10 protein-coding genes and 1 tRNA gene are annotated in these 11324 nt (G+C 68.9%); 3 read left to right on the plus strand and 8 right to left on the minus strand.

Features of this window, described 5'->3' with window-relative positions; translation table 11 throughout:
- Positions 1-67: 67 nt before the first annotated feature.
- Both ilvA and QRN21_RS03120 read right to left on the minus strand, forming a co-directional pair.
- A complete protein-coding gene (ilvA, locus tag QRN21_RS03115; protein WP_053095513.1) occupies positions 68-1297 on the minus strand; it encodes a threonine ammonia-lyase in 1230 nt (409 codons plus the stop codon).
- On the minus strand, positions 1294-2490 hold the full coding sequence (locus tag QRN21_RS03120; RefSeq protein ID WP_285363093.1) for an AI-2E family transporter: 1197 nt from the start codon (positions 2488-2490) through the stop codon (positions 1294-1296). Before QRN21_RS03120 ends, ilvA begins: the two co-directional genes overlap by 4 nt.
- 79 nt (positions 2491-2569) lie before the next feature.
- Between QRN21_RS03120 and QRN21_RS03125 the strand changes: the two genes are divergently transcribed.
- Positions 2570-3832, plus strand: coding sequence for a winged helix-turn-helix domain-containing protein (locus tag QRN21_RS03125; protein WP_285363094.1), 1263 nt, complete (start codon positions 2570-2572; stop codon positions 3830-3832).
- The gene (locus QRN21_RS03130) at positions 3829-4314 is read left to right on the plus strand and encodes a hypothetical protein (RefSeq protein WP_187249361.1); all 486 of its coding nucleotides are present in this window, start codon (positions 3829-3831) and stop codon (positions 4312-4314) included. The genes QRN21_RS03125 and QRN21_RS03130 overlap by 4 nt, the downstream gene beginning before the upstream one ends.
- Before the next feature lie 90 nt (positions 4315-4404).
- On the opposite strand, the gene QRN21_RS03135 is transcribed toward QRN21_RS03130, so the two are convergent.
- The 3 genes from QRN21_RS03135 to QRN21_RS03145 all read right to left on the minus strand — a co-directional run bounded on the left by QRN21_RS03135 (position 4405) and on the right by QRN21_RS03145 (position 7616).
- Positions 4405-4971 (minus strand): LemA family protein, encoded by a 567-nt coding sequence (locus QRN21_RS03135; RefSeq protein WP_042542063.1) that lies wholly within the window; start codon positions 4969-4971, stop codon positions 4405-4407.
- An 87-nt stretch (positions 4972-5058) separates the two neighbouring features.
- The gene (locus QRN21_RS03140) at positions 5059-6372 is read right to left on the minus strand and encodes a D-arabinono-1,4-lactone oxidase (protein WP_056277951.1); all 1314 of its coding nucleotides are present in this window, start codon (positions 6370-6372) and stop codon (positions 5059-5061) included.
- On the minus strand, positions 6369-7616 hold the full coding sequence (locus QRN21_RS03145; RefSeq protein ID WP_072590972.1) for an alanine racemase: 1248 nt from the start codon (positions 7614-7616) through the stop codon (positions 6369-6371). Before QRN21_RS03145 ends, QRN21_RS03140 begins: the two co-directional genes overlap by 4 nt.
- Positions 7617-7940: 324 nt before the next feature.
- Between QRN21_RS03145 and QRN21_RS03150 the strand changes: the two genes are divergently transcribed.
- Positions 7941-8013 (plus strand) — tRNA-Leu (locus QRN21_RS03150).
- Positions 8014-8024: 11 nt separating this feature from the next.
- On the opposite strand, the gene QRN21_RS03155 is transcribed toward QRN21_RS03150, so the two are convergent.
- The 3 genes from QRN21_RS03155 to QRN21_RS03165 form a co-directional block, all read right to left on the minus strand.
- Positions 8025-8735, minus strand: a complete 711-nt coding sequence (locus QRN21_RS03155) for a DedA family protein (protein WP_056277947.1) — start codon at positions 8733-8735, stop codon at positions 8025-8027.
- On the minus strand, positions 8732-9547 hold the full coding sequence (locus QRN21_RS03160) for a cation-transporting ATPase (RefSeq protein WP_285363095.1): 816 nt from the start codon (positions 9545-9547) through the stop codon (positions 8732-8734). The genes QRN21_RS03155 and QRN21_RS03160 overlap by 4 nt, the downstream gene beginning before the upstream one ends.
- Before the next feature lie 286 nt (positions 9548-9833).
- Positions 9834-11303 carry an NAD(P)/FAD-dependent oxidoreductase gene (locus QRN21_RS03165; protein ID WP_053099042.1) on the minus strand — a complete coding sequence of 490 codons (1470 nt, stop codon included), beginning with the start codon at positions 11301-11303 and terminating at the stop codon, positions 9834-9836.
- Between the last annotated feature and the right edge of the window lie 21 nt (positions 11304-11324).

The raw sequence follows: 11324 nt of genomic DNA on the forward strand, positions 1-11324 counted from the left end.
ATCACGCGCGCGTTCCGCGACGACAGAAGGCCCCGTCCGAATGGACGGGGCCTTCTGTCGTCGCGGGTCAGTCCGGAACGATCATCGGCTGGAAGCCGGCACGACGGAGGGTGTCGAGGGTGTGCTCGGAATGCTCGGTGCCCCGCGTCTCGACGCTGAGCTCGAGGAAGACCTCGCTGATCTGCAGCCCGTGCCCGTGACGGGTGTGCATCGCCTCGATCACGTTGGCGCCGGCCTCCGCGATCAGCTCGGACACCCGCGCCAGCTGACCGGGACGGTCGGGCAGCGGGATGCGGATCGTCAGGTACCGGCCGGATGCCGCCAGACCGTGAGAGACCACGCGCTGCAGCAGCAGCGGGTCGATGTTGCCACCGGAGACCACGGCCATGGTCTTGCCGCTGGCCTTCACCTTGCCGGCGAGGATCGCGGCGACTCCGACGGCACCCGCCGGCTCCGCGATCACCTTGGACTGCTCGAGCAGCACGAGGATGGCGCGTGCGAGGTCGTCGTCCGTCACCGTGACGACCTCGTCGACGAGGTCCTTGATGATCTCGAACGGGATGGCGCCGGGGCGCGCGACCAGGATGCCGTCAGCGATCGTGGGCTTCGTCTCGATGTCGACCGGGTATCCCGCTTCGAGCGAGGGAAGCATCGCCGCGGCGTTCTCGGCCTGGACGCCGATGATGCGGACGGTGCGGCCCATCTCGGCGGCCTTCGCCTTCACCGCAGCGGCGACACCGGCGATCAGGCCTCCCCCGCCGATCCCCAGCACGATCGTGTCGACGTCCGGAGCATCCTCGAGCAGCTCGAGTCCGAGCGTGCCCTGGCCGATGACGACATCGCGGTGGTCGAACGGATGGATGATCACCGCTCCCGTGCGCTCGGCGAACTCGGCGGCGAGCCGCAGCGACGTCGCGACCGTCTCTCCCTCGAGCACGACCTCGGCGCCGTAGCTCCTGGTCGCCAGCAGCTTGGGCACCGGGATGCCGATCGGCACGAAGATGGTCGCCGGAATTCCGAGGGTCTGCGCCGCGAGGGCGACGCCCTGCGCGTGATTGCCGGCGGAGGCCGCGACCACGCCGCGCGCGCGCTCTTCGGCACTCAGCTGGGAGAGGCGATATGCGGATCCCCGGATCTTGAAGGACCCCGTTCGCTGCAGGTTCTCCATCTTGAGTACGACCGGCGCTCCGAGGACATCCGACAGAGCGCGCGAAGGCAACGTCGGCGTCCGCGTGATCACCTCAGCCAGACTCTGAGCTGCCTTCTCGAACTCGTCCAGGCTGGGGACTGCGCTCATCGATTCCTCCGTCTCCGCTCGCGCGGAACTGTGCTCCAGATTAGGTCTGCGTTCGGGACGTCGCCGGTCTTCCACGACCCCGTGCTGACGGTCACCGCTGCGACGTTGACGAACGCTGCGAGAGGCACCGCGAACAGCGCTCCGGGGATGCCGCCGACCATCGAGCCGCCGGCGACGACGAGCACGACCGCGAGCGGGTGCACCTTCACCGCGGAGCCCATCAGGATCGGCTGCAGGATGTGCCCCTCGAGCTGCTGCACGCCGAGCACGACGGCCAGCATCGCCAGAGCGATCCACGGCCCGTTGTAGACGAGGGCCAGCAGGACCGCGATCGCGCCGGTCACGACCGCACCGACGATCGGCACGAAGGATCCGAGGAAGACGAGCACGGCGACCGGTATCGCCAGCGGGACGCCGAGCAGAGCGGCACCCACGCCGATGCCGACCGCGTCGATCGCGGCCACCAGCAGCTGCGTGCGGGCGTAGTTGACGATCGTCGCGAAGCCGTTGCTCGCGGCCGCGTCGGCGGCCGGTCGCGCCGCGCGCGGGAACAGGCGCAGCGTCCAGCGCCAGATCCCCCGACCGTCGGCGAGCAGGCAGATCAGGATGAACAGTGAGAGGACCGCGCCGGTCACCACATGCGCGGCGGTCGTGCCGACCGCGAGAGCCCCGTTGAGGAGCGTCTGCGTCTGCTCGTCGATGATGCCGAGGCCCTGATCGATGTAGTCCTGGATCTGCGTCTCACTCAGGTGCAGCGGTCCGTTGAGAAGGAACTGCCGGAATTCCTCGATCGCCTGGGAACTCCGCGCCTGCACGTCGGGCAGCTGGGCGCGGACCTGCCAGATGACGAGCCAGAGCAGCAGGGAGACGATCGCGAGCGTGCCGATGATCGACAGCGCCACTGCCAGCCAGCGCGGGAACCGGTGGCGCAGCATCCACTGGAATCCCGGCCACAGCAGAGCCGTGATGAGGATGCCGACCATGAGCGGGATCACGAGGAGCTTCAGCTCGATCACGAGCCAGATGAATCCGGCCACCACCGCTGCGATCAGCAGGATGCGCCAGGAATATGCGGCCGTGATGCGGAGTCCTCGCGGGACGGCTTCATCGGCCTCGGTGGTCACCGTGCGATCCGGCGAGACCGGGCGCGGACGGAAGAGGTCTCTCAGCCGTGGACGCAGCTCTTCGCTCATCGCCCAAGTCTACGGCGCGGGCGCCGCGCGTCCGGACGTACGAGGCCCGGATGTCGGCGCTCGGAGATACCCTGACGAGGTGACCGAGACCCTCAGCTCCGCCCAGGCCCGTCGCATCGCGCTGGCCGCGCAGGGCTTCTCCCGCGCACGCCCCGCATCGGTGTCGGCCCGGCACATCCACCGGGTGATGGATCGGCTGGGCGTGCTGCAGATCGACTCGGTCAACGTGTTCGCGAGGTCGCACTACATGCCGCTGTTCTCGCGTCTGGGAGCCTACGATCCGGCGCTGTTCGATCGGGTGTTCCACTCCCGGACCACCCACTACGTCGAGTACATGGCTCATGAGGCGACGTTCATCCCCATCGAGGATTGGCCGCTGTGGCGATTCCGGATGGATCACTTCCGCGCTCGATGGGCGGCGGCCGACTCGTGGATGAGCCTGAACACGCGGACGCTGCGCTGGGTGCAGGACGAGCTCAGGGCGCGGGGCCCACTGCGACCGGCGGATCTCCGAGAAGATGCGCCCCGCGAGCGCGGCACATGGTGGGACTGGGATGACGTCAAGCTCGCGCTCGAGCACCTGTGGCGCACCGGGGACGTCGCGATCAGCGGTCGGAAGGGTTTCGAGCGCAGCTACGCTCTCGCCGAGCAGGTGATCCCCGACGCCATCCTGTCGCGCCACGTGCCGCGGGACGATGCGATCCGCGAGCTCACACGTCGGGCGGCGCGCTCGTCGGGAGTCGCGACGCAGTCGGATCTCGCCGACTACCACCGCATCCGCGATCGCGCGGCGGTCTCGCAGTCGATCGCCGATCTGGTCGACACGGGCGAGTTGCTCCCGGTGTCGGTGCGGGGCTGGGACCGCGGTGGGCGCCCGCTCCCGAGCTGGCGACATCGGGATGCCGTGCTGCCGCGCCGCATCGACGCGTCAGCGCTGCTGACACCGTTCGATCCCGTCGTCTGGTTCCGCGACAGAGCGCTGCGCGCCTTCGAGCTCGACTACAGGATCGAGATCTACGTCCCCGCCGACAAGCGGCGATACGGCTACTACTCGCTGCCCGTGCTCGTCGGCGACCGGATCGTGGCCCGCGTCGATCTGAAGGCCGACCGCGCGACGTCGACGCTTCAGGTGCAGTCGGCCTGGTGGGAGCCTCAGGCCAGGCCTGACGCCGACGCTGAGCGGATCGCCGCAGAGCTGGCGCTCGCAGCGGAATGGCAGGGCCTCGCGCATGTCTCGGTCTCGCGGTGGGGCACCGCGGCAGAGGCTCTTCACGCCGCACTCTCGGTTCACCCGGACACGTCCGTGCGTCGCCATGTGCACGCGAGAGAGGTGCCCTCGTGAACCGCCGCAGGGCATGGGCGATCGGCGGCGTCGGTGCCGCTCTCGTCGTCGTGGTGGCGGCATCATGGCTGTGGCTGTCATCCGGCGATGTGTCCCCTGCTGCCGGTCCCCCGGCGACGAGCAGCGCACCGACGCCTGAGATCGATGTGCGCACGACCGCACAGCAGGCGCTGGACGACCACCTCGAGGAGTGCACGTCTGCGGAGGTCTCCGATGACGCCGTTCCCGACGGATGCGGGATCAGGATCCCCTGGGGCACCGAGTTCGCCTCGGTCGACGACGTCCGGTTCCGCATAGAGCAGCTGCCGGTCCTGGAGCTCACGGACGGTGGATTCGTCGCCGACGGGGGCGTCCTCGTCGCCACCGTGTCTGGCACAGGTCAGGACGGCAGTCCGAGGACCGAGACGTATCGCACGGACTCCTGGATGCTCCGCGGCGGCGTGACCGTCGAGGGTGACGCTGTGGAGCTCGACGTCTGGTGAGCGACGCTCAGGCCCCGGGATCGACTCGCCACGGGCGGCCGGACATGCAGAAGGCCCGATGCGCTGGTGCGCATCGGGCCTTGTGACACATCAGAACTGCACGCGTGGCGGCTCGGAGATCGCGCCGCTGTCGGCGACCTCGAAGAACTCGCGCTCGGTGAATCCGAGTCCCTTGGCGAAGAGATTGTTGGGGAAGACCTTGATCTTGGTGTTCAGCTCGCGGACCCCGCCGTTGTAGAAGCGGCGCGCAGCCTGGATCTTGTCCTCGGTGTCGACGAGGGCCTGCTGCACCTGAAGGAAGTTCTGGCTCGCCTGCAGCTGCGGATAGGCCTCGGCGACCGCGAACAGGCTGCGGAGCGCCTGCTGCAGATGACCTTCGGCGATGCCCGCCTCGCCGGGGCTGCCGGCAGACAGCGTCTCCGCTCGCGCACGCGTGACGTTCTCGAACACCGCCTTCTCGTGCGAGGCGTAGCCCTTCACCGTCTCGATGAGGTTGGGTATCAGATCCGCTCTGCGCTTCAGCTGAACCGTGATGCCGCTCCAGGCCTCGTCGACGCGGACGTTGAGCTGCACCAGCGAGTTGTAGGTCGCCCAGAGGTAGATTCCGATGAGCAGAATCACACCGACGACGATCAGTACCGGCACGAGCCATTCCATCAGAGGCCCACCCTTCCTCGTGTTTGTCTCATCCTATCGGCGCAGCCTGCGCGTCGACTGGGTGTGCGACGGTCAGCTGCAGCCCCGTCATGCGCCGAGAACGCGATCCAGGTATCGGTTCGTGAATCGGCGATCCGGGTCGAGCCGGTCGCGCACGGCGGTGAAGTCGTCGAACCGCGGATAGCGCTCTCGCAGCTGCTCGGCGGTCAGCGTGTGCAGCTTGCCCCAGTGGGGCCGTCCGCCGTGCTCGAGCATGATCTGCTCCACGGCCTCGAAGTACACCGACGGATCGGCGCGCCAGTAGCGGTGGACCGCGATGTACCCCGTGGCCCTGCCGTACGCCGTCGACAGCCACCTGTCGTCGCCCGCCGCGAAGCGCACCTCGATCGGGAATTCGATGCGCCATCCTCGTCGCTCGATGAGCTCGCGCACAGCGCGGAAGGCCGGCACGACGTTCTCGACGGGCAGCGCGTACTCCATCTCGCGGAACCGCACCGTGCGGCTCTGTGTCAGGACGCGGTGCGACAGCTCGGTGTAGCGCCGGTCGCCCGTGAGCTTCACCGCGAGCCTGTTGAACGGCGGAGTGATGACGGGTGCCACCTGCCCGGCGGCGCATACCGCCCGGTATACGCCGTTCGAGAGCAGGGTCTCATCGATCCAGCGCCCTACGACGGGGAGAGGCTGCCGCCGAGTCGACTCCGGCAGTCTGGTCTGTCTCTTGGTCAGAGCGATGTCCGTGTGCGGGAACCAGTAGAACTCGAAGTGGTCCGATTCCTCGACCCGACTGTGCAGGGTCTCGAGAACGTCGTCGAGAGGCGCTGGCTCGTCGACTGCCTCCAGGAGGAGGTTCGGCACGCACTGCAGCGTGATGTCGACCAGGATCCCGAGCGCGCCGAGCCCCAGTGTGACCGCGGGCAGCAGATCGGTGTTCTGCCTCTCGTCCACTCTCAGGAACTCGCCGGCTGCGGTCACCATGGTCGCCGCGACGACCTGTGTGGCGAGTCCTCCGAACCCGGACCCGGTCCCATGGGTCCCGGTCGAGATCGCGCCGGAGATGGACTGACGGTCGATGTCGCCGAGGTTCTCCATGGCGAGACCGAACGGCGCAAGCAGTGAGGGGATGCGGTGCAGCCGGGTTCCCGCGAGCAGAGTCGCGCGGCCGGTGGACGCGTCGGCCGATACGAGTCCTTGCATGTCGTCGAGTTCCAGGAGCACCCCGGGGGCGACGGCGATGCCCGTGAAGCTGTGCCCCGCTCCGACCGCCTTCACGGTGAGACCTTGCGACACAGCTGCCCGGACGGCGCGCTGCACGCCTTCCGGCGTGCGCGGGCGCTCGACGCGGAGCGGCTTCACCTGCGCCGACCGCCCCCAGTTCTGCCAGGTTCCGCCGATCCGGGTCACAGGAACGCCTTCCCCTCGCCGCGATACGTGGGAAGCTCGTCGACGATCTCGTCGCCGGAGACGAGCTGGTAGCTGTCGATGCGCTCGGCAGGCTCGCCGCTCTTCGCGTGGCGGAACCAGACCCGATCGCCCACTCCGAGGTGCTGGGCCTCTCGCCCCTGCAGCGGTGTCTGCACCTCGCCCGCGGCCTCGCGCGACAGAGTGCGCAATCCCTGCGGCCAGACAGGCGACGGCTGTCGCGACGCCACGGCGGGGCCCGAGGCGATCCATCCGCCACCGAGCACGGTCGCGATGTCGGCGGCCGGCCGCCGCACCACGTCGAACGCGAACGCGGACGCCGGTGCCGGGCGGAAGGATCGATACCCGTCGAAGAGGTGCCCTCCGAGCAGTCCGCTGCCGGCACTCGCCTCGGTCAGCGATTCGTCGCTGCCGGTGAACTCGAGGGAGCCGGTCCCTCCGCCGTTGAGGAACTCGAGAGGGGCGATCTCCGAGAGTGCGCCGACGATCGCGGCTCGTCGGTCTCGCAGCTCTGACCGCGAGCGCGCCTGCATCAGACGGATCACCGGCGCGTCCGGTCCCGCGTTGTCGCCCTGCCCGGCGATCTGGGCCTCGTACATCTGCAGGCCGACGAGCGTGAAGCCGGGGCGGCGGACGATCGTGCGAGCGAAGGCCGCCACCTCTCCCGGAGTGAACAGCGCGGACCTGCGGACGCCGATATGACCGAGCGCCGCCGATCGCAGTGAGGCGTCCGCGTCGATCGCGACACGGATGTCGGGGCGATGGCCGGCAGGCGCGACGCTGTCGACGATGTCGAGATGCGCCGGGTCGTCGACCATGAGCGTGATGCGCCGCGCCGCCTCTTCGGATTCGAAGAGCTGCGCGAGTCCCGCGCGATCGACCGTCGGGTAGCCGATCACGATGTCGTCATGGGTCTCGGCGAGCCAGAGCGCTTCGGCGAGGGTGAACGCGAGAATCCCCCGGTAGCCGGGAAGCTGCAGCACCGCGTCGAGCACCGAGCGCACGCGCACCGACTTCGAGGCGACGCGGATCGGCAGTCCGCCCGCACGGACCAGCAGATCCAGGGCGTTGTGCCGGAGCGCTTCTCTGTCGATCACCGCCACGGGAGCAGAGAGGTGGCCGGTCGCCGCAGACAGGCGCGGCCAGTACCGTGACGGGTCGTGCCACTCGGGGGAGACTGCGTTTCGTCCCTGATCGGGGCTCATATCGGCGATGAGGTCGAGCACTCCCCCACCCTATGTCCAGCGCGGACGCGGATTCATGCTTTCTGAGATCGAGTCGCAGCGCAGTCGTACGGCCACGTCCGGAATCCCGGTACTTTAGCCGCAATGCTCGTAATGAACATCCACGGTCGCCGTCTCTATCACTGAGGCCGTCATTCGTGGCGGCTCACCGGCCGTGCCCGGCCGGTTGCCGGGGGGTAGCGATGCTGTCTCAGCAGCATCACAGGGAGACGGGCGCTGGGACGCCCGTCTCCCTTCGCCCTGTCCGTGCGGGATGCGGCGCCGGAGCGGCCGATATACCCGTGTAATCTGAGCCAGTCACATGGAGCCCCCGTAGCCCAATGGCAGAGGCAGGCGACTTAAAATCGCTTCAGTCTGGGTTCGAGTCCCAGCGGGGGCACAGCGCGCTTCTCAGCCATCCGCGCGTCCATCTGCCGCGCCGCGGGTCTGTCCGTTCGCGGATGCCGACCCGCGCGCCTCACGGATTCGGCGCAGGACCAGCACACCGACGGCGATCGCCAGCGCTGAATACACGGCGTAGTCGAGATACCCGAGCAGGTGCTCGAGCTGCTCGTGCTGGGTTCCCAGCAGGGCACCCACCCCGATGAGCAGAGTGTTCCACAGGCCGCTGCCCACGATGGTGTAGACGCTGAATCGCGCCAGGTTCATCCGCGTGGCACCCGCAGGGATCGAGATCAGGCTGCGGACTCCGGGGACCATCCGCCCCACGAGCACCGTCCACCCTCCGCTTCGCTGGAACCAGGCCACTCCCCGGTCCAGATCGCCGCGGCTGACCAGCTTGGTGGCCGCGAGAAGCCGCACGGCCCGCTCGATGCCGATGGCCGCCCCGAGCCAGTAGAGCAGGAGCGCCCCGATCCATGAGGCGAGGGTGCTCCACACGATCAGCCAGCCGAGCGTGAGGTCGCCGCTCTGACTCAGGTAGCCGGCGAACGGGAGAATCACCTCGCTCGGAATGGGCGGGACGAGCACCTCGAGGAACACCAGCACGCCCACCCCGATGTCGCCGAGCTGGGTGAGGACGTCGGCGGCGAACCCGGTGAGGCCGGAGAATCCGTGATCCGACGGCGATGACTCGGCGGCCGCCATGATCGCGCCGCTCATCGGCCGAACAGATCGCCGATTCCGGGGATGCCCAGGTCGCCGAGCCGCTGACCCCATTCGCTCGCGGCGTCGCCGAGGCCCGAGACGGTCTCACCGGCCGATCCGAGAACACCCTCAGCGGCTCCCGTGAGCTCCTCGCCGCCGAGTCCGCTCGCGATCGCCTCGACGTCGACACCCTGCGCGAGCGCGTCGAAGTCGACACCGAGCCCGGCCGCCTGCTCGAGAAGGGGGGCGGCGACGGCACTGCCGACGGCGCCGACCGCCACGATGCCCAACGCGCCCACGGCGGCGCCGCCGACGGCACCGGCAGCGCCGAACCCGCGCACCCGCGACAGGATGCCGCGCATGCGTCCGGGGTGCGCCGCCTCGGAGCGCCCGGCCGCACGTGCGAGATCCTCCGGCGAGGACGAGGTCGGGCGTTCGCCGGGCGCGAGCTCCGTGTTCATGCGCTCCTGCACCTGCGCGCGCTGCGCCGGCGTCAGCCGCGCGAACGCCTCGCGATGGATCTGCTCGATGCGGTGCGGATCGGCGGTCTCGAGCAGGTAGTCGTACCGTGCGATCGCGGCCCGGTCGGCATCCGACCCCGATCCGGCTGCACGGGAGGCGGAGGCGGCACCGGCAGGAGGCGGAGAGTACGGGTCACGCGACGTCCGGTGCACCGGCGGAGGAGAGTATCGATCATTCTCCGGGTGACGCCGTCCGGGCGCGGGAGGCGTCTGCCCCCGCGAGCCGTCGCGATCCGTGCGGGATCCGCTCTCGTCGAGATCGAGGGCGCGAGCGGCCATCCCGAGCAGTCGGTTGAGTTTTCCCATGGTGACGATTCCTTCGTGGTGTGGACGACCACGGGTCTCGACAGCGGTGCGGTGAGGGGTCCTTGGCCGTCCGCGGATACGGACGCCAGGTCTCCTCCACCCTCACGGGCCGGTGGGCCGGGACACGACCTCGTATCCGTAATGACGACACCACCGCAGACGGGAGTACTCCCCTTGCGCTGCCGACGGTAGCAAGCGCGCCTATGAACGGGGTGCGAGACACGCCCCGTCGGCGGAGACGACGAACGCCCCGATTCCGGAGGAATCGGGGCGTTCGAGGAGAGGACTACTTGGCGGCAGCCGTCTCGGCGGTCTTCTTGGCGGCCGGCTTCTTGGCACCGGTCTTCTGGCCGGCGGGCTTCTCGTCAGCAGCCTTGTCGACGGCGGTCGCCTGCGCGGCCGGAGCCGTGACGGCGGGAGCCGGCGCATCGGCGGCCGGACGCGGGCGAGCGGCGAACTCCTCGAAGACATAGCGCGGGTTCTGGACCGTCTCGAGGTTCACCAGGTCGCGACCGAGCCACAGGTTGTTCCACCAGCCCCACACCACGCGGAACTTGCGCTCCCACGTGGGCATCGCGAGGCCGTGGTATCCACGGTGGGCGACCCAGGCGACGAACCCCTTGAGGGCGATCTTGCCGGACTGGAAGACACCGTTGTAGAGCCCGAGGCCCGCGACGGCGCCGAGGTTCTTGTGGAAGTACTCCTTCGGGTCCTCGCCACGCAGCACGGCGACGATGTTCTTCGCGAGGAGCTTCGCCTGACGGACGGCGTGCTGGGCGTTCGGCACGCAGAAGCCGCCGACGCCACCACCGGACAGGTCGGGGACGGCAGAGACGTCACCGGCGGCCCAGGCCCCGGGAACGAAGGCCTCGGGGGTGCCGACACGGAGGTCTGCACGGGTCTGGATGCGGCCGCGCTCCTCGATCGGGAGGTCGCCACCGCGCACCACCGTCGGGTTCGCCATGACACCGGCGGTCCAGACGATCAGATCGGTGGGGATGACCTCACCCGTCGACAGCTCGACGTTGCCGTCGACCGCGCTGGTGAGCTGCGTGTCGAGGTGCACGTTGGCGCCGCGCTTCGCGAGGTCCTTGAGCACCCACTCGCTCGTCTGCAGCGAGACCTCGGGCATGATGCGCCCCATCGCCTCGATGAGGTGGAAGTGGGTGTCGTCGAAGGTCAGCTGCGGGTACTTGCTGACCAGCGACGAGGCGAGCGAGCGCAGCTCGGCGAACACCTCGATGCCGGCGAAGCCACCGCCGACGACGACGACGGAGAGCAGGCGATCACGCGCGGGGCCCGCAGGCAGCGACGCCGCCTTGTCGAAGTTCGACATCAGGCGGTCACGGATCGCGACGGCCTCCTCGATCGTCTTCAGGCCGATCGCGTTGTCTGCGATGCCCGGGATCGGGAAGGTGCGCGAGACGGCACCCGCGGTCACCACGATCTGGTCGTACGCGAACTCGTACGGCTCGCCCACGGGAGGCGTGATCGTCGCGACCTTCTCGGCGTGGTTAATTCCGGTCACCTTGGCGGTGAGCACGTTCGTGCGCTTGAGGTGACGACGGTGGGCGACCACCGAGTGTCGGGCTTCGATCGAGCCGGCGGCCACCTCGGGGAGGAACGGCTGGTACGTCATGTACGGCAGCGGGTCGACCATGGTGACGTCTGCTTCACCCTTGCGAAGGTGCTTCTCCAGCTTCCACGCCGTGTAGAAGCCTGCATAGCCTCCACCGACGATCAGAATCTTGGGCACAGTGCTGTTCTGAGGCACAGG

It is taken from the genome of Microbacterium sp. LMC-P-041, assembly GCF_030209555.1.
Taxonomy (GTDB): domain Bacteria; phylum Actinomycetota; class Actinomycetes; order Actinomycetales; family Microbacteriaceae; genus Microbacterium.

Excerpts from the sequence above, each read along its gene's own strand:
- ilvA (WP_053095513.1), bottom strand. The coding sequence starts at position 1,297 with ATGAGCGCAGTCCCCAGCCTGGACGAGTTCGAGAAGGCAGCTCAGAGT.
- QRN21_RS03120 (WP_285363093.1), bottom strand. The coding sequence starts at position 2,490 with ATGAGCGAAGAGCTGCGTCCACGGCTGAGAGACCTCTTCCGTCCGCGC.
- QRN21_RS03135 (WP_042542063.1), bottom strand. The coding sequence starts at position 4,971 with ATGGAATGGCTCGTGCCGGTACTGATCGTCGTCGGTGTGATTCTGCTC.
- QRN21_RS03155 (WP_056277947.1), bottom strand. The coding sequence starts at position 8,735 with ATGAGCGGCGCGATCATGGCGGCCGCCGAGTCATCGCCGTCGGATCAC.
- QRN21_RS03160 (WP_285363095.1), bottom strand. The coding sequence starts at position 9,547 with ATGGGAAAACTCAACCGACTGCTCGGGATGGCCGCTCGCGCCCTCGAT.